We start from the raw sequence: 26,456 nt of genomic DNA on the forward strand, positions 1-26,456 counted from the left end.
CGGTGGTGCTTCGTTATCGTATCGACATGATCAAGAAAGAGCGTATATTTTGAAAAAAAAACCAATCAGATATAGTTGGCGCGTTTTTATCAATGCGCTTGGTCATTATTTTCGTGATAGTGGTAGTGCATTTGCCAGCCATGTTGCTTTATCAGGATTATTGGCGTTGTTTCCATTTTTGATATTTGCCACGTCACTTGCAAGTTTTTTAGGCGCGCGTGCTTATACTGAGCAAAGTGTGAATGCGCTTTTAACTATGCTTCCTGAAGCCATTGCTGGCCCAATTGTTAAGGAAGTTATTAATGTTATGACAGTGCAACGGGGCGGATTGTTGACCATTTCAGTTATTGGTACGGCATATTTTGCTTCAAATGGGGTTGAGGCATTGCGCACAGCATTAAATCGCTCATATCGAGTGGAAGATGCGCGCAGTATCTTTTTTTGCCGTTTTCAAAGTTTGTTTTTTGTTATTTTAGGCACAATTGGCCTTTTGGTTATCAGCTTTCTTTTGGTATTAGCACCACTTGTGATCAATCTGCTTGAACATGATTATCCAATTATTGCCCAATATGTTGGAACAATTCGTATTTGGCGTTATGCCATTGCTGTAGTGGTTTTGTTTATCACTTTGCTTGTGGCGCATAAATGGTTGCCAGCGGGAAAACGTAAATTGGGGGATATATTACCCGGCATTATTTTTACGATGATGGTTTGGTTTTTTGCTTCAATCTTATTTGCTCAATATCTTGCAACTTTTGCCAATTATGTCTCAACTTATGCAGGACTTGCCTCTATCATGGTGGCAATTATCTTTCTTTACATGTTAAGTTCCATTTTCATTTTAGGTGGCGAAATTAATGCTGCAACGATGTTTTATCGTAATCGGCAGCAACAACCAGGTCAAATGGTTCAGGCATTGGAAGAAGAACAAAAGTCTTATAACGATGATCAACAAACAGCCAATAACGCTTTTCATTGATGCGGATGCGTGTCCTGTAAAGGCTGAAGTCTATCGTGTTGCAGAGCGTTATGGATTAAAAACCTACGTTGTGTCCAATAGTTTTATAAAAGTTCCAAGGGAAAAATTTGTGCATGCTGTGATTGTTGCAAAGGGACAAGATGGTGCAGATAATTGGATCGTTGAACATGCACAAGAAGCAAGTATTGTTGTGACTAATGATGTACCGTTAGCCGAACGAATTGTAAAAAAAGACGCTATTGCTCTTTCTCCTACGGGGCGCCTTTTTGACATAAGCTCTATAGGACATGCTCTAGCAACACGTAATTTGATGGAAAATTTGCGTGAGGGTGGGATGATAACAGGGGGACCAAAACCTTTTTCACCTCGTGACCGCTCAAATTTTTTAAGTGCTTTGGATCTCGCTGTTCAACGTTTAAAACGGCGCGGTTATCCTATAGATGAAGTTTCAAAAAATTCTTAAGTACAACAACAACCTTGTTTTTTAAATTTTTTCAATTTTTATCGCGGATATTTTATCAGTGTGAGCAAATCTTTTGATGTTTAAGCTGCTTATCGCAAATAATGGCGAAAAGATTAAAAGGAAAATAAGTGTTTTAAAAAAATGCGGTATGATGTTCTATTAGCTGTCTATCCGTTCACCATTCTATCTTTAAATAAAGGAAGCAAACGTATATTGAGGTCAATGCATTTGAAAAACGCATTATAGAGATGAATCTCATTTTTCATGCGCTTTTCAAAATTATTTTCAAAGATATTATCGTTTTAAGAAAACGTTTTTCACTTTTTTATTACAAAGAACTGAGAAAAATAGCTGTTTATTTCCAATGTTTTCTTAGTTATCATAAAGCTTAAGATATTTATCTTTCTGTGTTTTGCAGGATGATCTTAATTTATGAGTATTCTATTGTCAGTTGCTTTGCTTTACTGCTCGGTATCAATTGCTGCACGCATCAATGTTTGTGAATCCTCATCAGCCCAAGGTGCAGCACCGTTAAATGAGGCAATTAAACAACCGTCTTTATCAATAAGTAATGTGACAGGAAGACCAAGAGCCAATCCATCACGGCGTATTTGATTAAAAATTCCCATTGTTTGATCACGATGTAAAGCAAGATTGTCGGCTTTAACCTCTTTTAGAAAGGCATTGATTTTTTCTTCTGAGGCAACTTTATCAATATTTATTGCTAATACTTCAAAACTTTCACTTCCAAGTTTAGTTTGTAATTGTGCCAATTCAGGCATTTCTGTACGGCATGGCACACACCAAATGGCCCATAAATTAACCAGTCGCGTTTTGCCATTTGAAGCAGCCAATGTGGTTGGATTGCCTTTAGCATCATTAAAATGAAGGCTGCTTGCATTATAAGGATCATCAGCAAAGCGCATATTTTGAAAAAAACCTTTTGCAGATTTTTTAATGTGTTCTTTTTTTTGAGCATTCATGGTGCATTGAGAGATTTCTTGTGCTTGCGCTGATGCAGTGAATGTTGGGAAAGCGTGAAGCTGGTTGTCATCCCCTATCATTATCGCGTATAGACTAAGTGCTGCGAAAAATCCGGTCATGGCCATATAAAGAATGCGTCTTGCGGTTTTTGCGTAGTTCAAAATTGTTTCAACCATTTTTCTTCCTTTCAATTGAGGCCAGTATAAATGACAAAGACCAAATCAAGCAACCAGATGTGGGGTGGACGGTTTGCCTCAGGCCCGAGTGCTATTATGGAAGAAATTAATGCGTCTATTGATTTTGATAAAAAACTTTATCGCCAGGACATTGAAGGGTCGCTCGCTCATGCGTCTATGCTTGAAAAACAAGGCATTATTACGTCAGCAGATTCTCATGAAATAAAAAAAGGTTTGAAAGCTATTTTGAGCGAAATTGAAAGTGGTGGTTTTATCTTTTCGCGTAAGCTTGAAGATATTCACATGAATGTTGAAGCGCGCTTGCGTGATTTAATCGGCGCTGCTGCAGGGCGATTACACACGGCACGCTCAAGAAATGACCAAGTTGCATTAGATTTTCGCCTATGGGTGCGTGATGAAACCCAAAAAACGGCTGAAGCATTGAAACAATTAATTCAACAGTTGCTTTTGCGTGCTGAACAAGAAACAGAAACATTTATGCCAGGTTTTACCCACTTACAAACAGCCCAACCTGTAACCTTTGGTCATCATCTGATGGCTTATGTTGAAATGTTTGGTCGTGATCTTTCACGCATGTTGGATGCAGCAGAACGTATGAACGAATCACCGTTAGGTGCGGCTGCTCTTGCAGGCACAGGTTTTCCTACGGATCGTTTTATGACTGCTCAAAGCCTTGGCTTTAGAGAGCCAACCCGCAATTCTATTGACAGCGTATCGGATCGTGATTTTGCTTTGGAATTTTTAAGTGCAGCCGCCATTTGCGCTACACATCTTTCGCGCTTGGCAGAAGAAATTGTGATTTGGTCGACAACACAGTTTCATTTTATCAAATTGCCTGATTCGTTTTCGACAGGATCTTCTATCATGCCGCAAAAGAAAAATCCTGACGCAGCTGAGCTTGTCCGGGCAAAAGTGGGGCGTATCAACGGCGCGTTGGTAGCACTTTTAACTGTGATGAAGGGTCTCCCATTGGCTTATTCAAAAGATATGCAGGAAGATAAAGAGCAAGTGTTTGATGCTGCAGAATCACTTGAATTATCTTTAGCAGCTATGACAGGTATGATCGGTGATTTGGATATTGATCGTGAGTCTATGAAAAGGGCCGCGGGCTCTGGCTATTCTACGGCAACAGATCTGGCAGATTGGTTGGTGCGAGAATTAGGCTTGCCTTTTCGTGAGGCGCATCATGTAACTGGACGTGCTGTGGCAATGGCTGAAGAAAAATCCTGCGCTCTCTCTGACTTAACACTTAGTGATCTTCAGTCTATTCATCATGATATTCGTGGTGATGTTTTTAATGTTTTAAGCGTAGAAAATTCAGTAAAAAGTCGACGGAGTTTTGGTGGTACCGCCCCACAAGAAGTACAACGGCAAATTGACTATTGGAAAAGCCGCCTTGCTAAAGACGATGTGACGCGAAATTCTTTATAAGAGGGTCATTTTTTTTAAAACGTCATTTGAAAAGCACAAAAAAAATATTAAACTAACAAATCTTTTGCTCTATAGACATATTGTCTTGTAATTTTATGATAAGATAATTTTTTGGGCAATATTTAAAGCAACAACGATAGAAAGAGACGAAATAATGAACAAAACGCTGATGAGTTTGATAATTGTCTTTTTCTTTAGTGCGGTTTTGTCTGCATGCGGGCGAAAAGGTCCACTGGAGCCTCCTCCATCAAGTATGGTTGAAAATGCTCAGGGAAAAATAGTAGAAAAGCCTAAAGAAGATAAACCATTTATCCTTGATCGACTTATTAAATAGAAGAGCGAATATGACAGAAGCTTTTGTCTATTGTAAGGGTATTTTGCATGCAGAAAATGTGAGCCTACCCTTGATTGCACAACAGGTGGGAACACCTTTTTATTGTTATTCGACACGCTATATAAATGAACAATTCGCTCTTTATCGTGATGCGTTTTCAACACAGCGTGCAATGATTGCTTATGCTTTGAAGGCAAATTCCAATCAGGCTATTTTGACACTTTTAGCAAATCAAGGAGCAGGAGCGGATGTCGTTTCTAAAGGCGAATTGATGCGCGCGCTTCAAGCGGGTATTCCAGCTAAGCGTATCGTGTATTCAGGTGTTGGAAAAACAACGGAAGAAATAGATTTTGCACTAAGCAATGATATATGCTCTTTTAATGTTGAATCTGAACCAGAGCTTGAACATTTATCAGCGCGAAGTGTTGCGCTTGGTAAAACGGCTCGAATTTCTTTGCGTATTAACCCAGATGTTGATGCTAAAACGCATAAAAAAATTGCAACGGGAAAGTCAGAAAATAAATTTGGTATTCCAATTAAAAATGCCAGTCAAACGTATCAACATGCTTTACAATTACCGGGCCTGAGTGTTCAGGGTGTTGACGTTCATATTGGCAGCCAAATATCTGAATTGCAGCCTTTTGACGATGCTTTTACAATAGTCGCTGATTTTGTACGTCATTTGCGTGCTGATGGAATTTTAATCGAGCATGTGGATGTTGGTGGTGGTTTGGGTATCCAATACCGCCATGATAATCATATATTGCCAAGCGTTGAAGAATATGCACGCATTGTCAAAAAGCACTTTGATCCTCTTAATGTTGAAATTATATTGGAGCCTGGGCGCAATATCGTTGGTAATGCAGGCATTTTAGTAAGTTCTGTCATTTATTTTAAAAAGGGTGAAGGGAAAAACTTTGTCATTGTTGATGCAGCGATGAATGATCTTATCCGTCCTACTCTTTATGACGCTTGGCAAGATATTATGCCGATTAAAGAAGCGGTTATTGGTGTTGAGAGCGTTGTTGCTGATATTGTTGGGCCTGTTTGTGAAACAGGTGACTATTTGGGATTGGAGCGGTCTTTGCCTTTGCTTCATTCAGATGATCTTATAGCTATCTTAGGAGCAGGCGCTTATGGCGCCGTTTTGGCAAATACGTATAATACACGTCGCCTTATTCCGGAAGTATTGGTCAATGATGATAAATTTGCGGTCATAAGAGAGCGGCCAGATTATCAAAGCATAATCGATTTGGACCATGTTCCTGATTTTGTTTACAAATTTTAAAATTAAAATGACTTAAAATCAGTGTTTGAGATTATAAATTCAATTTAACAAGATATGTTATCATTTCTTGATGTTTTTTGTTTTCTTTCAAAACACTGATTGTAAAGCGTTTAATTTTGTTAAGATTATTACTATAAAAGAATAAAAAATCACATGTTTTGGTCAATTGGTCTCGCCTTTGCCAAGATCCTCGCTATGATAGAAAATATGTTATGGATAAACAGGATTTCGGCTCAGTGACAAGAATTATACACTTAAGTTTGAATGCTGGAGCCGTATTGATGGGCAATAGAAAATAGAAAGCGTTTTCGCATGTGCAATGAAAACTTAGAATGTCCTTCTTTGTATGAAACGAATTCTAATCTTGCTCAAAAGCAAAGTGATAGAGCGTGGAGCTTATCTAAAAATGCGCTTAAATTTGCCAGAAAACGTGCTTTTTATGTTTTAACATTTGAGCGTCTTTGGCCATGTATTATGCCTTTAGTGCTTATAGTGATGATGATTGCTGGATTGGCATGGTTTGGTGTTTTTTATTACTTAGGACCAATAACGCATATTTTTCTTTTGGTCATCTTTTCCTTGCTTGCCTTGTGGTCTTTATTTTTATTTAAAAATTTTCATTTTGTTAAACAACGCGATATTGATGCACGCATTGAACAAACAAGCAATTTTAAAAATCAACCTTTGGAAGCTTTGAATGATAGACCCGTTAATGGTCAAGAAAATGCTTTTTCGCAATCTCTTTGGAATGAACATCAAAGGCGCATGGCCGCACAATTAGGCGCATTGCGTGTAGGACTACCTGACAGTCAGATACCAAAACATGATCCTTATGCATTGCGTGCTTTGGTGGTACTTTTTATGGTTATCGCTTTTGTTTTTTCTTTTGGATCAAAAGGTGGGTATCTGTCGGATGTTTTTTCTTTTCAAATACCTGTTCACTCTTCATTGATGCGGGTTGATGTTTGGGTAACCCCCCCTGCCTATACACGGCAAGCCCCTATTTATCTCACAAATAACAATGTCAATCAGGCTGAAGTACCGCAAAAAAGTATCATGACGGTACGTGTAAGTGATGGTGGAAAGCCTATTTTGAAAGTTGAGGAACGTGAGAGTGGAGAAGAAAAATATCCCCTATCGCTTGAAAAAAACACAGATCAGCAAAACGCGTCAAAAAGTTTTGAAATACAATTAGATGAATCATCGACGATTACGCTTTCAGCGCGTCATTATGAACGACAATGGCATATAGATGTTGTCAAAGATCATGCCCCAACAATTCGTATGACAAAGGAACCTTCTCGTGTTTTGAGTGGTTCGCTTGAATTGAATTATTCGCTTGAAGATGATTATGGTGTTGAAAAAGCTTATGTTGAGATAGAGCCTACGCAAACCACACCATTATTGAGCCATCCACTTTATGAGTCGCCACAAATTTCACTTTTAATTCCGCGTAATGGTAAGGGAAAAGGACGCACTGTAGCCGATATAAGCAATCATCCTTGGGCTGGTTCAGAAGTACGTGTCACGCTTGTGGCAGAGGATGGGGCGGGTCAGGTTGGGAAAAGTGAAACACGAACAATCATTTTGCCACAACGTATTTTTGCTCATCCTTTAGCGCGTGCAGTAGTGGAACAGCGGCGTATTTTAGCACTTGATCCCATGCAGAGAAATAGCGTCATGGATACGCTTTGGGCGCTTATACAGCGCCCAGAAGAGACATTGGACAATGTTACACATTTTCTCGCTTTGCGTATTGCATGGACACAATTATCATTAGCGAATAATGACGAAGATTTACGGCGTATCGCCGATTATATGTGGCAAATTGCTATCAATATTGATGGTGATATGGTCAATCAAGCGCAAAAACAATTAAAACAAGCGCAGGCTGCATTACGTGATGCGTTACGTAATGGTGCGCCTCCTGAAGAAATTGAACGTTTAACACAAGCTCTGCGCGATGCTATGTCAAATTATATTGCAGCACTTGCAAAAGACGCTCAAACACGAGGTCTTGAACAGACCCCAAACACCAATAATTATTTATCGCAAAATGAACTTGAAGATAAATTAAGACAATTAGAAGACATGGCCAAAACAGGTAATCGTGGAGCTGCAGAACAACTTTTGTCTGAACTTGAAAATATGATGGATAATTTGATTGTTCAACAAGATCAGGGGAATGGACAAGGTCAAACAGGTGGACAGGCAGGCGCTCAAGGTCAAATGCAACAACAATTGGACAAATTGGCTGATTTATTGCGTCGTCAACAAGAAGCGTTGAATAAAACACATAAGCTTGAAGAAGAACATAATCGAGGTGAAAAAACGCAAGAAGAGTATCTAAAAGGGCTCGATCAATTGCGGGAAAATCAACAAAATTTACAATCTGAATTGAAGGCGCTTCAAAAAGAGTTAGGCGCTCAAGGTCTTGAACCGGGAGAGGAATTAAATTCTGCTGAAGGCCATATGGGGCATTCTTCAGATGCTTTGACACAAGGCAATGGAGAGCAATCAGCACAAAACCAGGCTGATGCGCTTAATAGTTTAAGAGAAGGTGCGCAAGTCTTGATGAAAAAAATGCAGGAAGCCATGAAAGCTGAAGAAAATGGCGATGGATCTTCAGATGGCCGAAATTCATCTCAGACACAACAAGATCCATTAGGACGGGAAACAGGTAGTGGTAAGGCATCGAATGAGCAAACTGGTAATATTCCGCTTGAAAGTGAGACTGAACGCGCACGACGTATTTTGGATGAAATACGTAAAAGACTTGGACAGTCTCTCACACCACAGATGGAAAAAAATTATTTAGAACGACTTCTGAATTTTGATTAGTACAAATTATTCATAAGCTATTTTTTATGTTTTTTTAACACCTTTTTATCCTGCAGCGTATTGACTGATCTTATACAGTCTTTGCTATTTAAGATAAGTTCGTAAAAATTCTGTCATTTTTATGAAAGACTAAATTGGTAATTTATACCTAATTTTTGATATATGAGCATGTCTTTGCTTTTAACATGTTGATTATCGTTTTTATGATTTCAGCTCACATTATTATGTAAATCTATATGATGAAGCATGCAATAAAATGCTTTTATTAAGGCAATTTATATGCTTTGAGATATATCAAAAATGAAGTCATTATAAATGTAAAGACATGAAGTTGTTTAAGAAAAAGTGCATTGACTTTACCCTTATAGGAACCTTTACACTGAATTTCCATTTAAATTTTAATACATTATCATATCACGTTGATCAATTTTATAAGATAAAAATGAATTGAAAAGGAGTTTGCAATGAAAGTATTTCCTATAGCATTTATGATGACAGCCGCTATTGGTGCAAGTGCATTTACAGGTTCAGCTTTTGCTCAAAATGTTGAAACCGTGCAAATGATAGCGCAACATCATAAACAACCAAACGAGCAAAAAAAAATAAATGATCATGACGAAAAAGCGCAAGCACCATCAACAATCGCGTATGAACGTGCCAATGAAAAAATGCATAAAAATATGATGGTTCCATTAACGGGAGATGCAGATCAAGATTTTGTTCGCTCTATGATTCCTCATCATAAAGGGGCGATTGATATGGCAAAAGTTGTGTTGCGGTATGGTCAAGATCCAAAGATCAAAAAACTCGCTGAAAATGTCATTAATGCGCAGGAAAAAGAAATAAAAGAAATGCAAGATTGGTTAAATAAACATTCTAAAAATTAAATCTTGTATTTTGATAAGAGTGAAGTTTTAAATATTGAGTAAGCGATTTTTGCTAAAATTAATTAATATATTGTCATTTTAACAAATATAAAAATAAAATTTAGTAAAAAATTTACAAACGTTAAGGTCGAAGTTTTAACTTTGATGAACAAAGCGATGCGTAAAAGACGCATCGCTCTTTTTCACAGTGAGATTATAAACTAATGTTTTGATGCAAGATGGCGGTTATCATATTCATCTTCCAAACCATGAAAAAGGGCAGTTGAAAGATAACGTTCAGCAAAAGACGGAATAATAATCACGATGTTTTTGTCTTTATTTTCTGATCGTTTGCCGATTTCAATAGCAGCTTTCAGTGCTGCACCCGATGAGATACCAACAGGGATGCCTTCCAATTTTGCCAATTGGCGTGATGTTTCCATTGCATCATCATTTGTGACAGTAATGATTTCATCATAAATATCAGTATCAAGGATTTTAGGCACAAAACCTGCACCGATACCTTGAATTTTGTGCGGACCTGCTTGCCCACCTGACAAAACAGGAGAATCGCTTGGTTCAACTGCGATCACTTTGAAATCATGTTTACGGTTTTTAATGACTTGTCCCACACCTGTAATAGTGCCACCTGTGCCAATGCCTGATATTAAGAAATCAACATGACCGTCCGTATCGTTCCAAATTTCTTCTGCCGTTGTTCTACGATGAATTTCAGGATTAGCAGGATTTTCAAATTGCTGAGGAATAATGGCATTTTCAGTCTCATTGACTAAGTCTTCTGCTTTTGCAATGGCACCATTCATACCTAATGCTCCTTCTGTTAGCACCAGTTCAGCGCCTAAAAATTTTAATAATTTCTGTCTTTCTTCTGACATGGTTTCTGGCATTGTTAAAATAAGGCGATAGCCTTTTGCCGCTGCTGCAAATGCCAGTGCAATACCAGTATTGCCCGATGTTGGCTCAATTAAAACCGTTTTTCCGGGAATGGCTTTGCCTTCATTTTCTAAAGCATTGATGAGAGCAAGACCAAGGCGGTCTTTCACACTGGCAAGAGGATTAAAAAATTCTAACTTGGCTAGAAGATTGGCATGAACGCCATTTTCTTTGGCAAAATGATCAATGCGTACAAGTGGTGTGTTGCCAATTGTCTCTAATATTGAATCATAGATCTTACCGTGACCTTTTTTTGGATTTTGTGTGTCTTTTTCTATCTTTGTTTCTTTAAAATTTTGTGATGATTCGTGTGGCATGGTGACGTTCCTTTATTCATTTTCCGCAATAGCGTCTTATAATTTTAAACATTAGTGTTTGAACTTTTTTAAAAAGTGCAAAGTTTATATTTTCTCGCAGAGTGTATTTTTAAAATAGTTTATAAAGGAAAATTATAAAGGAAATTCAGTTTAATAGAGAGCGATTGCGTGTTATAGCTTAGCACAAATTAAAAATTTTTTCGAGAAAATATACGTTAAAGAATAAAATATTTTATAAATATGATAATTACATTATAACTCTATGATCAAAAACATTTAAAAAATTATCTCTTATAATTAAAAATGGTTTTGTAATTGGCAATCAAACAAGAAAAAAACATAAAATTACTTAATTAAAAGATTGATAGGATTGTTTATATTTAAAGGCACGTAAACGTGCCTTTAAATTTTTCTAAATATTTAAGTTGATGTTTTACTACTTGAAATTTGTTTTCAGGTTTTGGCTTTTATATGTAAAAGTTACTTATAAGATTTTCGTTTTAAACACTGGCTTTGTTTAAAAGATCCATATCATCTTGATCAAGATTAATTTTTGTTGCGCGCACAAGGCTATGCAATTGGTCAATTTTTGTTGCACTGGCTATAGGAGCTGTAACGCCTGGGCGCTCCATAATCCAAGCTAAAGCAATTTCTGCTAATGAGGCATTATGTTTTTCTGAAACAATATCAAGCGCACCTAAAATAGCCAAGCCTCGTGTATTAATATATTTTTTTACCATATCGCCACGTTTATGACCTGTAAGATCATCAATTGAGCGGTATTTGCCAGATAAAAAGCCAGACGCCAGACTAAAATATGTGATCACGCCCATATCATATTTCATGGCGATATCGCATAATGCTCCATCAAATTGTTCACGATCATAAAGATTATATTCAGGCTGTAATGTTTGATAAGAAGGAAGATGATGAGCCGATGCTATATCCATTGCTTTTTGTAATTGATCTGCCGTAACGTTAGAACAACCAATCGCTCGTATTTTTCCCGTTTTAAGTAATTTTTCATAAGCTTCAAGCGTTTCTTCAATCGGTGTTTCAGGATCAAACCAGTGGGATTGATAAAGATCAATCACATCACAATTGAGTCGCTTTAAGGAATCTTCGACCGCCTTTTCAATCCAGCGCGCTGATAAACCTTTATGCCCTTCAACGCCCATATCTGATCCAACTTTGGTAAAGATCAGCACTTTGTCACGCTTCGATGGATTGTCTTTCAACCATTGGCCAATGATCGTTTCGGATTCACCACCTTTATTACCTTCAACCCATGAGGAATAAACGTCAGCTGTATCGATTGCATTTAAACCACTTTCAACGATCGCATCAAGCATGGCAAAAGATTGTTTTTTATCCAATGTCCAGCCAAATACATTGCCACCAAAAACAAGAGATGCAATTTTAAGATGAGTATTTCCTAAGGAACGCAATTTCATAAAATATCCTTTCAATAACAGGATTAAAGATAGTCAACCATTATTATATAATAACTAATTTTTGTGCTATAATAGCATAGGTTGAATGAACTCAATATCTTATTTTAGATTTCGACCGTCATATAAATTTAACAATTTTAACCTTAAAACAAGCTATGCTTTTTCTTTAGTACAAAAGTTTGATATGAGTAAGGCAATATCAGTTTTTAAGTGGTATGGTTAGCCATAACCAAAACAGAATTGAGTGCAACAACGGATTGAAAATCATGGGTGGGATGAAGAATTTATTTTTTGCTAAAACGATGATGTTGTCAAGCCTTCTTCTCATAGGTGGTTGTGCAGCGCAAGCAACAGCTTGGACAGAAAAAATTACCTTGCAACATGTTGAAATGCCGAAAGAGTGTAGCGGATGGCAAAAGATTGATATTAAAACACGAAGCCGTTATCAATTGATGAAAGATGATCAACGCGCGCTTGTGGATATTGATGCGCATAATTTGCGTGGGCGTAATCTTGGGTGTTGGGAATAGTGGCTTATTGTGCTGATTTATAAAATGTTACAGTAAAATATATATAAATTTTATTAGATTTTTTAACAGCATATAATGTGTTCAAGCAAAATAATGGTAAGAATTATTCCAATTGATAAAGTCAGTTTATAGGCTATAGCATTATTTTAATTTAAAAAGCATCTTTGTTAAAAGATGATTTGTCTCGTGTTATCATTTGATTGTATGAATGGGTTCCCTTACTAAACCTTAACAAGGTTTTGTTTGCATTTACATGAAAAAGCACTCAAACTTGATGCAAAATGCATATAATCCTTTAAATAAAATACATAAGTGCCATATGATCGTTCATAGTGTTTATTTTAATACAGGAGTGCATTTGTGGATATTTTAACGCTTCGCTCCTTTTATACAACGCCACTTGGGCGGCGCTGTTTCAATGTCATTTCTAGCCAATTAAATATGGTTGCTCAAAATATGACAGGTGAACGCGTCATGGGGCTTGGTTATGTCACTCCTTATTTATCATTGTGTCAAAAGCAGGCTGAGCGCTGTTTGGCCTTTATGCCAGCACGCCAAGGTGCCGCACCTTGGCCAAATGCAAAAAAAGTTGCGACAGCGCTGGTTTTTGAAGAAGATTTGCCCTTGCCTGATGCTTCAATTGATCGCATATTTTTGGTTCATTCTTTAGAGTTTGCTGAAAATTCTGATGAATTGATGAAAGAAATTTGGCGAATTTTAGCACCAAATGGGCGTATTTTTATTGTTGTGCCCAATCGACGAGGCGTTTGGGCAAGAAACGATCATACACCTTTTGGTAGTGGACAACCTTATACGGCGGGTCAATTGCAACGCTTGCTGCATGAAACAAATTTTACTGTTCAATCAATGTGCGAAGCATTGCATTTTTTGCCTTCGCAACGTTTGCCCGCTCGGTTGTTTTCAGCCATTTATGAGCCTTTAATGCGTCGTTTTTGCCTTTATTTCGGTGGAATACTCATATGCGAGGCGCAAAAACGTGTCTATCAAGGTTTAATGGTCAAAAGACGCCAATCTCGACGTGTTTTTGTGCCTGCTTTATCACCACAAGCCTCTAACCGAAAATATAGTCGTGAGTTGAAATGGCAAGATCACAATTCTAAAAGCGTTCATTTCGATTTATAAGAGTTTAAATGAAAATGGCTCTTAAAATGACAAAATTTTATATGAATTACATAGAAAATAATCTTATAAAGCTACCGCAAATAATTTTACGAAAATAAAGCCAATGTTTTTGCGAAAGATAAAACCAGTATTTTTATCTATAGTCATAAACATATTGGTATGATGCTAAAATTTAAGTTTTTTAGAATGAATCACGATATTGAACCTCTATGATGGCATTTGCTAGCATAAACCAAAATATTTGCTTTTACCGTCTAAAACGCGTTTTAAGGTTTTGTAAAGCTTGGCAATTGACTGAGATTATCAATAAGTTGCTGCATTTTTGTGCTGACATAATCATGAATATGATGTGCAATTTCAGGATATTCTTGCATCAAGCGCAGAAAACTCTCTCTAGTGATTTGCAATACAACACAGTCTTCATCCGCAACAGCACTTACCGGGCAATGAATAGGGCTAACCATACCCAATTCACATAAAAGGCTGCCTATTAACGCTGTTTCAATAAGGTGGTTTTTATCATTTTGGGTTTTATAAATTTGAAAACTGCCTGATAATATAACATAAGCACATTCAGTGATATCACCTTCATGAAAAAGAATTTTATGACGATCAACACTAAAGCTTTGCGCATCAAAAAGTAACATGCGCAAATGTTCCTGTGTCATGGCTTTAAAAAAGTCCAAACGCTTTAATAAAGCTATATCATCATTCGTTAACAATAAAATGTCCTCTTTTTTACGGCATTCACAAAAGTATCGTGATTTTTACCCTATTTGGTTTCATTTTCTTTTACTGTTGTCGTATAGAAATGCTTTTTCTTCGATACTGATGAAATTATATTATGGAATAAGTTTATAACCACCACTATCTGTCACTAAAATATGGGCGTTTGAAGGGTCTTTTTCGATTTTTTGGCGCAAACGATAGACGTGTGTTTCCAATGTGTGAGTTGTGACACCAGAATTATAGCCCCAAACTTCTTCCAAAAGTGTATCACGGCTAACAACTTTATCGCCTGAACGATAAAGAAATTTAATAATGGCAGCTTCTTTTTCTGTCAGGCGAATTTTATGGTTTTTTTCGTCTAGAAGTAATTTTTGCCCCGGTTTAAAAATATACGGACCTACTTGAAATGTTGCATCTTCGCTTTGTTCATGTTGGCGCAATTGCGCGCGAATACGGGCAAGCAACACAGCAAAACGGAAAGGTTTTGTGACATAATCATTGGCACCAGCTTCTAATCCTAATATTGTATCAGAATCAGTATCATGTCCTGTTAGCATAATAACGGGAGAGCGAAATCCTTCTTGACGTAAAAGTTTGACGGCTTCGCGTCCATCAAGGTCTGGTAAGCCAACATCCATAATAACAAGATCAACATTTTCTTTTGTTGCAGTTTCAATGCCATTTTTGGCGTTTGTTTCTTCTAAAACTCGAAATTCTTCATGCATTTGCAGTTGCTCAACGAGAATAGTGCGTAAATCATTATCATCGTCAATAATTAAAAGCGTGCGATTTGTCATTGTTCTTCCTTATGAAAAGGGGGTCGTTTATGCTATAAACCCTTTGTTATCACAATCACGAAAAATAAAACACCATGCAAGTAAATTTGAAAAGAAAAGCACAAGAAAGACAATCTTTTGTTACGATTATTGTTGTGCGCCGGCGAATGGGGCAACGCTCTCAAGGAATTTTGGCAATTGGTCAGAATCGTTTCATATGCGCGTTAGGAGCTAGTGGCATTGTATCACAAAAATATGAAGGTGACGGCGCAACACCACGTGGTGTCATGAAAGTTTTACAAGGATTTAGACAAAAAAATGTGCACTCTCGAACTAAACATTGTTTGAAAATGCGCATTATTGGCAATCGTGATGGTTGGTGTGATGAAAATTGGGATGCCAACTATAATCGTCCTGTCCGTTTGCCTTATCGTGCAAGTGCAGAAGAAATGCAGCGTAAAGATGAAATTTATGATATGGGACTTATCGTTGACTGGAATATACAAAAACGAGTGATGAATCGTGGTAGTGCTATATTTATGCATCTAGCACGCAAAGGTTATACACCAACACGAGGTTGTATCGCCTTATCACGTCGTGATATGGAAAGAGTTTTTACGGTGGTTTCAAATAAAACTCGGCTGTTGATTTTAGGCTAAAAGTCTTGAAAAATCATTTGTCACGATTTTGAAAACATGCATAAAATTTACGAATTTTTTTGATATTTTAAATTTAAACCACATGACAACTCAATTTTAATGAATTGGCTCAATAAATAGCAAAAAAGACGAGAATATAACTGAAAACCAATTAATATATCTACTTCTCGACTTTTCTAACATAAGGTTATCAAAGCTGTTTTTGTGTTCCATGGATATCGGAAATTTTGTCGATAACTTTGTCGTGCCATTTAGAAAACACCCTTATTTTATGTAACTCTTTTCCTCATTTTCAAAAATCACTTCATACCAATTCAACAAAATGAAGTGGTTCTCAGTCTATTTCATTATTATTTTATGAAACCATATGAAAATGCGTTTATTAGGAAGATAAAGAGCGCATGATAATGAAGCTATTATATTTGTTTTTTGATTTTGATGAATTTTGACAGGGTTTTGAGTAATCATGACATAGAAACATATTTTGCAATCGGTACGTATCATGTTTCTTTTGATATCTTTTGTGTAGAGTTTGTCATGAGATTATTATCTCATGACTTTTCTTTTCAATAAGACAAATTTTACGACTTTTAAGAAAAATGTGTAAATTTTGGTTTTTTAAGCTTTTAGGCAAGAGACCGACCAATTTGCAAGTATTTTTCCCAACGTTCTGTCTTTAAGGTTTCACCGTTTTTCCCAGCCATGGTTTTTAATGCTGATGTAATGATATTGCCTGTTGCATCAATCGCAGCTTCTTGTCCGCGGTGAGCTCCTCCTAAAGGTTCAGGAATAATGCCATCAATAATTTTTAGCTGATAAAGGTCTTGTGCAGTAATACGCATATTGGTGGCAGCATCTTTGGCACGTGTGGAATCACGCCATAAAATTGAGGCAGCGCCTTCTGGAGAAATGACAGAATAGATTGCATGTTCCAGCATATACACTTTATTGGCTGCGGCAATGGCAATGGCTCCACCTGATCCGCCTTCACCAATAATAACTGAAACTACAGGCACTTTTAAACGTAAGGTTTGGGCAGTTGATTGTGCGATTGCTTCTGCTTGACCACGTTCTTCCGCGCTCACACCTGGATAAGCGCCAGCCGTATCAACAAGTGTAATAACAGGTAGATTAAACCGATCTGCTAATTCCATAATGCGCACAGCTTTACGATAACCTTCAGGACGGGCTGAACCAAAATTATAGCGTAAACGTGTTTGTGTATCATTGCCTTTTTCTTGGCCAATATAAGCAATCGCTTCTCCTTTAAAACGAGCAAATCCAGCTTGAATAGCTTCATCTTCACCAAATTTACGATCGCCTGACAAGGGGGTAATATCACTAAAAAGCTGATTGCAATAATCAAGAAAATGCGGACGATCTGGATGACGTGCCACTTGTGCTTTTTGCCAAGGGGTTAGCTTTTTATAAAGATCACGTAATGCTGCTTGGGATCGCCCTTCAAGGCGAGTAATGGCATCGCCCATGTCGACGCTTCCCTTTTCTTCGGCAATCTTTTTTAATTCAAAAATCTGGCCTTCCAGATCTGCAACAGGTTTTTCAAAATCAAGATAATTATGCATTTTTTTCCAACTTTTGCGACTGTTTCATTATACAGCCTTCCAACCTTTTGCGCTTTCTAGCATTTGCGCAATGGTTTTCTCAATAGCTTGTGCAAGATTTTTTGCGCCAATGGTCTTTTTCTTGTAATGCCTTCTACTTTTTAAATTTGTTTATAGCATAGATATTCTGTCAAATGTGTGGGTTTTTATATTATTTTATAATCATAAGTTAGCGTAATTAAATTGACGCTTTTACAGAATAAGAGAATTCAAAATTTTAAAGTCATCGATTAAATTTTGACTAAGTGTCAAATTTATAAATAAATATCGTATTTTTTGTCAATGATAACATTGCTAAGCTTTTGATAAAAAGAAAAGTATTATTTTGATAGCATCTTATTATCAATTGAAAATATGGATAATGTTTTTAAATAATGCCATATTAATATTATTTTGACGTGAAATTTAGTGTCATGAAAAAAATTTAGCCTGATTTATGATTGGCTAAAGGGTGATGTTCATTGACCAAACGTTGCAAACGTTCTTCCAATATATGTGTATAAATTTGTGTGGTTGAAATGTCGCTATGACCTAGCAATTTTTGAACCGCACGCAAATCTGCACCATGATGCAATAAATGGCTTGCAAAGGCATGGCGTAAAATATGGGGTGATATTTTTGAGCGATTTATGCCCGCAGCTACAGCAAGCTCTTTTAATTCGCGTGCAACCAATTGGCGGGCAATATAACCTGTTGTAGATTGCGCTGGAAAAAGGTAGGGGCTTTGGCGATTGTTTTCATCTTTTTTTTGCGAAAGATCTTCATCACGTAAAATGAGCCAATGAGCAAGAATTTCTATTGCTTTTTTTGATAAAGGAACCATACGTTCTTTTGCACCTTTGCCACGTACCAATAAAAAACGTGGATCTCCACGTGCTACACGAACGGGCAGACTAACACATTCACTGATACGCATCCCTGTGGCATAGAGAAGTTCAATGATTGTGCACAGGCGTAGTGCGCGACGGTGTTCGAATGCAGAAACTTTCTGCGCCATTGCATTTTCATGTGCAAGATCAAGTAATTTTGATACATCGTCTTCATTGAGAGTTTTGGGTAGGTTAAGTTGTTTTTTGGGTGCATCAATGTCTGCTGAGGGATCATCTGTGCGCAAACCTTCACTATAGAGAAATTGAAAAAATTGCCGCAATGTGGAGAGGCGTCGTGCTTGCGATGTGGCCGCAAAACCGCTTTTTTGCATCTCACCGACAAGTGTATTTATTGCATCCAGCTCAGCATTAAGCAGATCATTATTACCTTTTTTGAGTTGGCTTTCTGCCCAATTAAGATCGCGTCGATAGGCTTCAAGCGTATTACGCGATGCACCGCGTTCTGCACTCATCATTTCTAAAAAATTATCAATGAAACGAGCAGACGACATTATTTTTCTTTCCATTATTAATGGTGTTAAATTAAAATGTTTTGTTACTTAAAGATATAAAAAACTTCATTAATCTTTTTGAGGAAAAGAGATAATATTAATTATTTGTCTCTCATTTATGTAAGTATATTTTTAAAGTCAGTTTTGTCATCTAGATAGATTGGTATTCGTTTTAATGGACTTAAGTTCGAAGTCATTATTTAATTTTTTTGATGAAAATTTTCAGGCCGATCTCTTAAGTTTAGTTGTGAAAGAGGAATTTCAATGCTGATGATGGTTTGGGTCGGTTTGACAAATGCAACAAGTGCAACCATGCAACCATAGACCAAACCTAAAAAAAGTGAGATGATGCATAAAAGACGTGTTAAAGTGGGCATGAAATATATTTTTCCGTTTTCTTGCTTCTTACCATATTTTATAGATGATAATTATTAACAGCTTTTGACTGACTGGCAGAAATTGAATCGACGTCAGATAAAAGTATTGCTGAAACGCATGATGAAAAGCATAATGAAAAAAATAGGGAAACATACTGGCAAAAATGTCGGCCAATTTATAGATAAAAACCGTAACAATGTTATGGATAAAAACGTCGACAAAGATATCACAAAAATTTCAAACAAAGATGAAAGAAAAAAGTATTTCAAAAAAAATGCGCCTATGGCGCGTACAGCTGCACGGCTGAACACGCGTCTCAATAATAAATCTTTGGTTCTTGTAGGTTTGATGGGGGCAGGTAAAACTACCGTAGGAAAACGCGTTGCTTCTATGTTGCGTTTGCCTTTTTTTGATGCTGATCATGAAATTGAAAATGCAGCGCAAATGACGATTCCAGAATTATTTGAAGCTTATGGTGAAGCTGAGTTTCGTGGGCTTGAACGGCGTGTAATCTTACGGCTTATCCAACAAGGACCGATGGTTTTGGCAACAGGTGGTGGTGCTTATATGAATGAAGAAACGCGCATGGCAATAAATGAAAAAGGCATTTCTGTTTGGTTAGATGCTGATCTTGATTTGCTAATGGAGCGCGTTTCACGGCGACAAAATCGACCCTTGTTACAAAATGAAAATCCGCGTGCGGTAATGGAACGTTTGATGCAAGAACGCTATCCTATTTATGCGCGCGCTCACCTAACGGTGAAAAGTCGTAAAGCAGGTCGTGATGTGGTGGCTCGTAATGTTGTGCGTATCGTTGAACGTCATTTGAATAAACAAGAAAAATTACAACAAAAAGAATTCCACTATAAATAAATCATATCATTCATATGAGTAAAAATCAAGGTAACCTTATCCTAAGAATGAAATTTTTTAAATTTTTAAATTTATAATTTTAAAATTATTATGATAGGTAATAAGAGCTCTTCGATAAGTTTAGTGATTGAGAGGATTATTTTATTGCTATTATAAATGATACGCTTAAATGGAGATTGAGCTATAATAATATTCTATTACCATACAATATTTATTGGTGTTTATAATTTGTCTGTTTGATAGTATATTGGGATCGTTTTAAAGACACTGAGACTGTGTCATATTTAAAAACTTGATATTTGGCTGATGACATGAAAGATCGTATTTATCATTAAAATTATTTCAAACTATGGTCTTTGTTTAATAATTTTAAATAAATCCTGTGGTGATCACTTAAAAGATGATATCAAAGACAATATGAAAAGATTTATCAATCAACGTTTAATATTAAAAAATACGAGGTGATATCATGACGCATTTGACGGTTCCTGTTGGTCTTGGAACACGCAGTTATGATATTTTAATTGGGCCAGCACTTCTTACCAATATAGGACAAGAAATTAAGCAACGTTTTTTGGGTGAAAAAGCAGGACGTGTTGCTATCGTCAGTGATGATAAGGTGGCGGCCCATCATTTAGAAAATTTAAGTGCGAGTTTGCGCGATGCGCACATTCCTTTTACGCCGATTATTGTGGGATCAGGAGAAAAGTCCAAAAGTTTTGAAACCTTGCAATATGTGGTTAATGCTCTTTTAGAGGCGCGCTTAGAACGTAGCGATTTTGTCTTGGCTTTAGGCGGTGGTGTTGTTGGGGATCTTGCGGGATTTGCTTCTGCAATTGTGCGTCGTGGTATGAATTTTATTCAAATTCCAACCTCGCTTTTGGCTCAGGTTGATTCGTCGGTCGGAGGAAAAACAGGTATTAATACTGCTCATGGTAAAAATCTTGTTGGTGCATTTTATCAGCCGCGTTTGGTGATCGCAGATAGCGATGTTTTGGAGACACTACCCTTACGCCAATTTCGAGCAGGCTATGCTGAGGTGGTTAAATATGGATTGATTAACCAGCCTGACTTTTTTCATTGGCTTGATACCCATTGGAAAGAAGTTTTTTCTGGCGGTCCAGCTCGTATGGAAGCCATTGCGCGCTCTTGCCAATCCAAAGCTGATATCGTGGAGCGTGATGAGCGTGAAGCTGGGGAACGTGCATTGCTCAATCTTGGTCATACATTCGGTCATGCATTAGAAACTGCCACAAATTATAATGCAGAACGTTTGGTTCATGGTGAAGGGGTTTCGATTGGCATAGTGCTTGCATATCAATTTTCAGCCTATTTGAATTTATGTAGCCCTGATGTCAGTTTAAAAGTTGAAGCGCATTTACAAAAGGTTGGTCTTCCTACAACAATTCAGGATGTACCAGGTTCTTTACCTAATGCAGAAAAATTTTTAGATATAATCGGGCAAGATAAAAAAGTTTCACGCGGTCTTTTAACTTTCATCTTAACGCATAATTTGGGTGAGTGCTTTGTTGCAGAAAATGTAGCACCCACTTCTGTTTTGTCTTTTTTAAAGCAGAAATTAGGGGAAACGTCATAATTCTCATAGAATTTTTACTCGATTTTATTAAATGATTTAAGAGTATGCGACGTTTTTATCATTCGAGAAAACGTGTTTGACAATGAATTCTCATTCCTTAACCATTGCCGTGGATAATCTCCATCGCTATTGGTCTCTATTTATAGTGGTTAATATTAAAAAATTATCATGAAGACTATTAACTGTTTCATGTCATATAAATTTGCCCTTAAAAATTGAAAAAAATTCTTAAACGCAAAAGTTTTTTATAAAAGCTGTATAAATATTTTTTTCAATTTACCTGAAAGTCAAAATTTAGGTTTTAAGAAGTGCCATTTTTATAACAATCTTTCTTCTTGCTCTTGTTTGGTTTTCTTCATACGATCAAAGATAAATGAAAATAGCATCATCATGGAATGAAAACACTGTGACTTTAAGAGGATATGTTTGATGGCTAAAGACGAAAAAAATGGCTGGACTCCTTTTTCTACTTCTAAAGAAGATGTACGCATAGTCGATGAAGTCCCTGATACGCCGCAAACGCGATCTCCTACTTATCGATTGGCTTATGATGATCCTGATTTTCTCATGCGTCCTGAAATGCGCGCTATGCGTATTGGTTTAGAACTGACAAAGCCAGAATTGGGTTTAAAGGATTTTGGTATTAAATCCACTATTGTTCTTTTTGGAGGGGCACGCATTCCAGCACCGGGACAAGCTGCATGGGCCGCTAAAAATGACACACAGAGAAAAAATCTTGAAAAATCTTCACATTATTATGAAGAGGCACGAAAGTTTGCTCAACTTTGTTCTTGTCAATCAGCAAAACATGATCATCGTGAATTTGTTATTGTTACAGGTGGTGGTCCAGGTGTCATGGAAGCTGGCAATCGCGGTGCCGCTGATGCCAATGCACCGAGCATTGGTCTCAACATTGTTTTACCGCATGAACAAGCCCCTAATATCTATGTGACACCAGAGCTTTGTTTTAATTTTCATTATTTTGGTATGCGCAAAATGCATTTTTTAATGCGTGCAAAAGCTTTGGCTATTTTTCCTGGTGGATTTGGTACATTGGACGAATTGTTTGAAGCGTTAACTTTGATACAAACAGGACGAATGCACCGTGTTCCTATAGTGATGTTTGGTGGAGAGTTTTGGAAAAATGTTATTAATGTTGATTATTTAGCCGAACAGGGCACAATATCTCCAACAGATAAAGATCTTTTACATTATGTCGATAATGCTCAAGAAGGCTGGAATGTTATTTGTCAGTTTTATGGAATTTGTTAAAACGAAGATCACATCGCATAACTTTTGTGAATCTCATCAAGGTATAATCAGATTTAAAAATGAGAATTATGTATTAGATTTATTGAAAAATGAGTAATTCACCAAAAAATGCGAAGACTTCAAATGAAGTCTATAAACATATTTTCTATAGATATAAATTTTAGCTTTATGAAAAAATTATTGTTTCAAATGCGTTACCAATAAAAAAGGTGGGACAAGCCCACCTTTTTTAGCGATAAAGCAAAATTATTCAGCTGGCGAACCATCATCAAAGCTGCCTGTCTCACTATCTTCAATGATATGTTGTGATTGAGGCGCATCTTTTTTCTGGCCAGGAACATAAGTATCTTCATGAGAACCATTACCAAAATGTTTAGGCGTACCCATTTCTTTTGCTTCAGGTGAATCAGGTGTTTTTTGACCCGATACGTAGCTATCTTCAGGTGAACCATCACCAAAGGAATCACGACCATCAGCAGCCATTGCAAAATTGGAAGCAATAACTCCACTCATGGACATCATAGCAATGAGACTCGCGGCAAGAATTTTTTTCATAATATTTCTCCTTATTTTGAAGCTTTCGCCTTTGTATTATTATTTTCGCATTTTTACGATAAGTGTTCATGTATAATATTGATCAAGAATATATTTCTTTCCATTCACGAAGTCGTGAAGTCATCACGTTTTTCGTGAAAACGATCCTAAATAGCTTAATGCACTCATCCTGAAGTAAGATTGATTGATATTTTTTCGAGCTCAGGATGTATAAGTTTTATCAAAATGGTATGAGGAAATTTATCCGAGAACGATTAAGTGTCTTAATTCCTTATACAGATTTATTTCTATATTAAAAAAATCATAAAATTAGATGAATAAACGGTTTGAAATTTGAGAAATTTAATTTGAAAATAGGGAATATATATATTTTAATGTAAAAATATGACTCTTATAACCATCTTTAAATGATCGAATTCTCTTCATTTAAAAAGCAAATAATAACAATTTGAAGCAAAAATCATATAATTTATCGTTTTTTTACGCAAAATTTTACATTTCCATGAGGATTCTCTTTCTCCTCTCTTGCACGCTTAAAAAGCCACCCTTATATACCTTCCATCGAAGTTCGTTAAGGTGACGTTTTTCTAAACCGCCTTTGCGGACTTTTAATTGAGAAGGAGCCGTCACTGGGGAATGCTTGGTAAAGGTCCCGGCGGTTTGCTGAATGGAGAGTAGATATGGCAAAAGTAATTGGTATTGATTTAGGAACAACAAATTCCTGCATTGCTGTTATGGACGGTAAAAATGCGAAAGTTGTTGAAAATTCAGAAGGTGCACGCACCACACCTTCTATTGTTGCCTTTTCAGAAGGTGGTGAACGTCTTGTAGGGCAGCCCGCAAAGCGCCAGGCCGTTACCAATCCTGAAGGGACAATTTTTGCGGTAAAGCGTTTAATTGGTCGTCGTTTTGACGATCCAACTGTTGCAAAAGATAAAGAGCTCGTACCTTATAATATTGTTAAAGGTGATAATGGTGATGCTTGGGTTGAGGCAGAGGGTAAAAAATATTCTCCTTCACAAGTATCTGCGATGATTTTGCAAAAAATGAAAGAAACAGCTGAAGGTTATTTGGGCGAAAAGGTCGAACAAGCTGTTATTACTGTTCCTGCATATTTTAATGATGCGCAGCGTCAAGCAACTAAAGACGCTGGTAAAATTGCCGGTCTTGATGTTTTGCGGATTATTAATGAGCCGACAGCAGCAGCTTTGGCTTATGGTCTTGATAAAAAAGATGGCAAAACAATCGCTGTTTATGACCTTGGTGGCGGTACATTTGATATTTCAGTTCTTGAAATTGGTGATGGCGTCTTTGAAGTAAAGTCCACGAATGGGGATACTTTTTTAGGTGGTGAAGATTTTGATATGCGCTTGGTCGGCTATTTGGCTGATGAATTTAAAAAAGAACAAGGCATTGATCTTAAAAACGATAAACTTGCTTTGCAACGTTTAAAAGAAGCAGCAGAAAAAGCAAAAATTGAGCTTTCTTCATCACAACAAACTGAAATCAACTTGCCCTTTATTACTGCGGATCAATCTGGTCCAAAACATTTAGCGATGAAATTGACACGGGCAAAATTTGAATCTCTCGTTGATGATCTTGTTCAACGTACAATTGCACCATGTAAATCTGCGTTAAAAGATGCTGGCATTAACGCAGGTGAAATTGATGAAGTGGTGCTTGTGGGGGGTATGACCCGCATGCCAAAAATTCAAGAAGTTGTTAAAAGCTTCTTTGGAAAAGAACCGCATAAGGGTGTCAATCCTGATGAAGTTGTTGCCATGGGCGCTGCAATTCAGGCAGGTGTTTTACAAGGTGATGTTAAAGACGTCTTGTTGCTTGACGTGACACCTCTTTCCTTAGGGATTGAAACTTTGGGTGGTGTATTTACTCGCTTAATTGAGCGTAACACGACCATTCCTACAAAAAAATCACAAACTTTTTCAACTGCAGATGATAATCAAAATGCAGTTACAATTCGTGTTTTCCAAGGGGAACGTGAAATGGCTGTCGATAATAAATTGCTTGCCCAATTTGATTTGGTGGGAATTCCACCTGCACCACGTGGCGTGCCTCAGATTGAAGTGACATTTGATATTGATGCAAATGGTATTGTGAATGTGTCTGCTAAAGACAAAGGTACAGGTAAAGAACATCAAGTGCGTATTCAAGCATCAGGTGGTTTGAGTGATGCAGATATTGAACAAATGGTCAAAGATGCAGAATCTCATGCTGAAGATGATAAAAAACGTCGTGAAAGTGTAGAAGCTAAAAATCAAGCGGAAGGACTTGTTCACTCTACTGAAAAGTCATTGGCTGATTATGGCGATAAGGTATCTGCTGAAGATAAAACTGCCATTGAAACAGCTTTGGCTGATTTGAAAACAGCACTTGAAGGCGATGATGCACAAGACATTAATGCCAAAACACAAGCATTGGCTGAAGCCAGCATGAAGTTGGGTCAGGCAATGTATGAAGCATCACAGGCTGAAGCAGAAGCTGATGCAGCAAAAGATGCAGCAAAAGACGCTTCTAATGATGACGTCGTGGATGCTGATTTCGAAGAAATCGACGATAATAAGAAATAATTGGTGGTAATGCTTTAAAGGAAAATAAGCCCGACCTTTCAAACAAAGTGTCGGGCTTGCTTTTTAAAAAAACCATCAGTTATGAAATCAAATATCATTTTTAGAAGTGATTAAAAATATCATTCGGTAACATTAAAACCTCTAAATGAAAATAAAAGACCCCTTTAAGAAGCTTTAAAACAAATGTACAAGTTCTCATCAATTCTCGATAGAAGATAGGTTTTTGAATTATGTTCTTAGTGATA

The 26,456-nt window shown here is 37.0% G+C and carries 23 protein-coding genes; 14 read left to right on the top strand and 9 right to left on the bottom strand.

Translation table 11 applies throughout. The features are described from left to right. Nucleotides 1-49: 49 nt before the first annotated feature. Both ME5_RS01655 and ME5_RS01660 read left to right on the top strand, forming a co-directional pair. A complete protein-coding gene (locus ME5_RS01655; RefSeq protein ID WP_008037845.1) occupies nucleotides 50-979 on the top strand; it encodes a YihY/virulence factor BrkB family protein in 930 nt (309 codons plus the stop codon). Beyond that, nucleotides 945-1,442: a YaiI/YqxD family protein gene (locus ME5_RS01660; RefSeq protein WP_008037848.1), complete on the top strand. Its 498-nt coding sequence runs from the start codon at nucleotides 945-947 to the stop codon at nucleotides 1,440-1,442. Before ME5_RS01655 ends, ME5_RS01660 begins: the two co-directional genes overlap by 35 nt. Before the next feature lie 461 nt (nucleotides 1,443-1,903). On the opposite strand, the gene ME5_RS01665 is transcribed toward ME5_RS01660, so the two are convergent. Further along, complete coding sequence (locus tag ME5_RS01665) at nucleotides 1,904-2,602, bottom strand: TlpA family protein disulfide reductase (protein WP_008037850.1); 699 nt, start codon at nucleotides 2,600-2,602, stop codon at nucleotides 1,904-1,906. A gap of 30 nt (nucleotides 2,603-2,632) precedes the next feature. Between ME5_RS01665 and argH the strand changes: the two genes are divergently transcribed. The 5 genes from argH to copM all read left to right on the top strand — a co-directional run bounded on the left by argH (nucleotide 2,633) and on the right by copM (nucleotide 9,404). Further along, entirely contained in the window at nucleotides 2,633-4,054 is a 1,422-nt protein-coding gene (gene argH, locus ME5_RS01670) for an argininosuccinate lyase (RefSeq protein WP_008037852.1), read from the top strand. A 154-nt stretch (nucleotides 4,055-4,208) separates the two neighbouring features. Continuing rightward, the gene (lptM, locus tag ME5_RS01675; RefSeq protein WP_008037854.1) at nucleotides 4,209-4,388 is read left to right on the top strand and encodes an LPS translocon maturation chaperone LptM; all 180 of its coding nucleotides are present in this window, start codon (nucleotides 4,209-4,211) and stop codon (nucleotides 4,386-4,388) included. A gap of 10 nt (nucleotides 4,389-4,398) precedes the next feature. Then, nucleotides 4,399-5,676: a diaminopimelate decarboxylase gene (lysA, locus tag ME5_RS01680; RefSeq protein WP_008037855.1), complete on the top strand. Its 1,278-nt coding sequence runs from the start codon at nucleotides 4,399-4,401 to the stop codon at nucleotides 5,674-5,676. Between the two features lie 312 nt (nucleotides 5,677-5,988). Continuing rightward, the gene (locus ME5_RS01685) at nucleotides 5,989-8,517 is read left to right on the top strand and encodes a TIGR02302 family protein (protein ID WP_008037856.1); all 2,529 of its coding nucleotides are present in this window, start codon (nucleotides 5,989-5,991) and stop codon (nucleotides 8,515-8,517) included. Nucleotides 8,518-8,981: 464 nt separating this feature from the next. Beyond that, on the top strand, nucleotides 8,982-9,404 hold the full coding sequence (copM, locus tag ME5_RS01690; protein WP_008037857.1) for a CopM family metallochaperone: 423 nt from the start codon (nucleotides 8,982-8,984) through the stop codon (nucleotides 9,402-9,404). A 200-nt stretch (nucleotides 9,405-9,604) separates the two neighbouring features. Here copM and cysK read toward each other — a convergent pair whose 3' ends face one another. Both cysK and ME5_RS01700 read right to left on the bottom strand, forming a co-directional pair. After that, entirely contained in the window at nucleotides 9,605-10,654 is a 1,050-nt protein-coding gene (gene cysK, locus ME5_RS01695) for a cysteine synthase A (RefSeq protein ID WP_008037858.1), read from the bottom strand. Between the two features lie 500 nt (nucleotides 10,655-11,154). Beyond that, nucleotides 11,155-12,108, bottom strand: a complete 954-nt coding sequence (locus ME5_RS01700) for an aldo/keto reductase (RefSeq protein ID WP_008037859.1) — start codon at nucleotides 12,106-12,108, stop codon at nucleotides 11,155-11,157. 275 nt (nucleotides 12,109-12,383) lie between these two features. On the opposite strand from ME5_RS01700, the gene ME5_RS01705 reads away from it, so the two are divergent. Next, on the top strand, nucleotides 12,384-12,638 hold the full coding sequence (locus ME5_RS01705; RefSeq protein WP_245256473.1) for a hypothetical protein: 255 nt from the start codon (nucleotides 12,384-12,386) through the stop codon (nucleotides 12,636-12,638). Nucleotides 12,639-12,998: 360 nt separating this feature from the next. Further along, nucleotides 12,999-13,781, top strand: a complete 783-nt coding sequence (locus tag ME5_RS01710; RefSeq protein WP_008037861.1) for a class I SAM-dependent methyltransferase — start codon at nucleotides 12,999-13,001, stop codon at nucleotides 13,779-13,781. Nucleotides 13,782-14,047: 266 nt separating this feature from the next. Here the strand turns inward: ME5_RS01710 and ME5_RS01715 are convergent, their stop codons facing one another. After that, nucleotides 14,048-14,503: a Crp/Fnr family transcriptional regulator gene (locus tag ME5_RS01715; protein WP_008037862.1), complete on the bottom strand. Its 456-nt coding sequence runs from the start codon at nucleotides 14,501-14,503 to the stop codon at nucleotides 14,048-14,050. Nucleotides 14,504-14,623: 120 nt separating this feature from the next. Beyond that, nucleotides 14,624-15,307, bottom strand: a complete 684-nt coding sequence (locus ME5_RS01720; RefSeq protein ID WP_008037863.1) for a response regulator transcription factor — start codon at nucleotides 15,305-15,307, stop codon at nucleotides 14,624-14,626. Between the two features lie 74 nt (nucleotides 15,308-15,381). Between ME5_RS01720 and ME5_RS01725 the strand changes: the two genes are divergently transcribed. Next, complete coding sequence (locus tag ME5_RS01725) at nucleotides 15,382-15,945, top strand: L,D-transpeptidase family protein (protein ID WP_008037865.1); 564 nt, start codon at nucleotides 15,382-15,384, stop codon at nucleotides 15,943-15,945. A 626-nt stretch (nucleotides 15,946-16,571) separates the two neighbouring features. Here ME5_RS01725 and ME5_RS01730 read toward each other — a convergent pair. From ME5_RS01730 to ME5_RS10600, 3 genes are all read right to left on the bottom strand, one after another. Beyond that, entirely contained in the window at nucleotides 16,572-17,528 is a 957-nt protein-coding gene (locus tag ME5_RS01730; protein ID WP_008037866.1) for an acetyl-CoA carboxylase carboxyltransferase subunit alpha, read from the bottom strand. Nucleotides 17,529-17,991: 463 nt separating this feature from the next. Further along, entirely contained in the window at nucleotides 17,992-18,948 is a 957-nt protein-coding gene (locus ME5_RS01735; protein ID WP_008037867.1) for a site-specific tyrosine recombinase XerD, read from the bottom strand. 200 nt (nucleotides 18,949-19,148) lie between these two features. After that, on the bottom strand, nucleotides 19,149-19,325 hold the full coding sequence (locus ME5_RS10600) for a hypothetical protein (protein ID WP_008037868.1): 177 nt from the start codon (nucleotides 19,323-19,325) through the stop codon (nucleotides 19,149-19,151). Nucleotides 19,326-19,608: 283 nt separating this feature from the next. On the opposite strand from ME5_RS10600, the gene ME5_RS01740 reads away from it, so the two are divergent. The 3 genes from ME5_RS01740 to ME5_RS01750 all read left to right on the top strand — a co-directional run bounded on the left by ME5_RS01740 (nucleotide 19,609) and on the right by ME5_RS01750 (nucleotide 23,068). Continuing rightward, complete coding sequence (locus ME5_RS01740; protein WP_035000398.1) at nucleotides 19,609-20,199, top strand: shikimate kinase; 591 nt, start codon at nucleotides 19,609-19,611, stop codon at nucleotides 20,197-20,199. A 469-nt stretch (nucleotides 20,200-20,668) separates the two neighbouring features. Continuing rightward, the gene (gene aroB / locus ME5_RS01745; RefSeq protein WP_008037870.1) at nucleotides 20,669-21,796 is read left to right on the top strand and encodes a 3-dehydroquinate synthase; all 1,128 of its coding nucleotides are present in this window, start codon (nucleotides 20,669-20,671) and stop codon (nucleotides 21,794-21,796) included. Between the two features lie 429 nt (nucleotides 21,797-22,225). Continuing rightward, complete coding sequence (locus tag ME5_RS01750) at nucleotides 22,226-23,068, top strand: LOG family protein (protein WP_008037871.1); 843 nt, start codon at nucleotides 22,226-22,228, stop codon at nucleotides 23,066-23,068. A 246-nt stretch (nucleotides 23,069-23,314) separates the two neighbouring features. Here ME5_RS01750 and ME5_RS01755 read toward each other — a convergent pair whose 3' ends face one another. After that, a complete protein-coding gene (locus ME5_RS01755) occupies nucleotides 23,315-23,623 on the bottom strand; it encodes a hypothetical protein (protein WP_008037890.1) in 309 nt (102 codons plus the stop codon). Nucleotides 23,624-24,303: 680 nt separating this feature from the next. Here ME5_RS01755 and dnaK point away from each other — a divergent pair. Next, nucleotides 24,304-26,211: a molecular chaperone DnaK gene (dnaK, locus tag ME5_RS01765; RefSeq protein ID WP_008037892.1), complete on the top strand. Its 1,908-nt coding sequence runs from the start codon at nucleotides 24,304-24,306 to the stop codon at nucleotides 26,209-26,211. Nucleotides 26,212-26,456: the final 245 nt, after the last annotated feature.

The organism is Bartonella tamiae Th239 (assembly GCF_000278275.1).
Taxonomy (GTDB): Bacteria; Pseudomonadota; Alphaproteobacteria; order Rhizobiales; family Rhizobiaceae; genus Bartonella; species Bartonella tamiae.

Excerpts from the sequence above, each read along its gene's own strand:
- ME5_RS01755 (WP_008037890.1), bottom strand. The coding sequence starts at position 23,623 with ATGAAAAAAATTCTTGCCGCGAGTCTCATTGCTATGATGTCCATGAGT.
- aroB (WP_008037870.1), top strand. The coding sequence starts at position 20,669 with ATGACGCATTTGACGGTTCCTGTTGGTCTTGGAACACGCAGTTATGAT.
- ME5_RS10600 (WP_008037868.1), bottom strand. The coding sequence starts at position 19,325 with ATGCCCACTTTAACACGTCTTTTATGCATCATCTCACTTTTTTTAGGT.
- argH (WP_008037852.1), top strand. The coding sequence starts at position 2,633 with ATGACAAAGACCAAATCAAGCAACCAGATGTGGGGTGGACGGTTTGCC.
- cysK (WP_008037858.1), bottom strand. The coding sequence starts at position 10,654 with ATGCCACACGAATCATCACAAAATTTTAAAGAAACAAAGATAGAAAAA.
- dnaK (WP_008037892.1), top strand. The coding sequence starts at position 24,304 with ATGGCAAAAGTAATTGGTATTGATTTAGGAACAACAAATTCCTGCATT.
- ME5_RS01665 (WP_008037850.1), bottom strand. The coding sequence starts at position 2,602 with ATGGTTGAAACAATTTTGAACTACGCAAAAACCGCAAGACGCATTCTT.
- ME5_RS01730 (WP_008037866.1), bottom strand. The coding sequence starts at position 17,528 with ATGCATAATTATCTTGATTTTGAAAAACCTGTTGCAGATCTGGAAGGC.
- ME5_RS01660 (WP_008037848.1), top strand. The coding sequence starts at position 945 with ATGATCAACAAACAGCCAATAACGCTTTTCATTGATGCGGATGCGTGT.
- lptM (WP_008037854.1), top strand. The coding sequence starts at position 4,209 with ATGAACAAAACGCTGATGAGTTTGATAATTGTCTTTTTCTTTAGTGCG.
- copM (WP_008037857.1), top strand. The coding sequence starts at position 8,982 with ATGAAAGTATTTCCTATAGCATTTATGATGACAGCCGCTATTGGTGCA.
- lysA (WP_008037855.1), top strand. The coding sequence starts at position 4,399 with ATGACAGAAGCTTTTGTCTATTGTAAGGGTATTTTGCATGCAGAAAAT.
- ME5_RS01685 (WP_008037856.1), top strand. The coding sequence starts at position 5,989 with ATGTGCAATGAAAACTTAGAATGTCCTTCTTTGTATGAAACGAATTCT.
- ME5_RS01700 (WP_008037859.1), bottom strand. The coding sequence starts at position 12,108 with ATGAAATTGCGTTCCTTAGGAAATACTCATCTTAAAATTGCATCTCTT.
- ME5_RS01735 (WP_008037867.1), bottom strand. The coding sequence starts at position 18,948 with ATGTCGTCTGCTCGTTTCATTGATAATTTTTTAGAAATGATGAGTGCA.
- ME5_RS01720 (WP_008037863.1), bottom strand. The coding sequence starts at position 15,307 with ATGACAAATCGCACGCTTTTAATTATTGACGATGATAATGATTTACGC.
- ME5_RS01740 (WP_035000398.1), top strand. The coding sequence starts at position 19,609 with ATGGCGCGTACAGCTGCACGGCTGAACACGCGTCTCAATAATAAATCT.
- ME5_RS01750 (WP_008037871.1), top strand. The coding sequence starts at position 22,226 with ATGGCTAAAGACGAAAAAAATGGCTGGACTCCTTTTTCTACTTCTAAA.
- ME5_RS01705 (WP_245256473.1), top strand. The coding sequence starts at position 12,384 with ATGAAGAATTTATTTTTTGCTAAAACGATGATGTTGTCAAGCCTTCTT.
- ME5_RS01725 (WP_008037865.1), top strand. The coding sequence starts at position 15,382 with ATGCAAGTAAATTTGAAAAGAAAAGCACAAGAAAGACAATCTTTTGTT.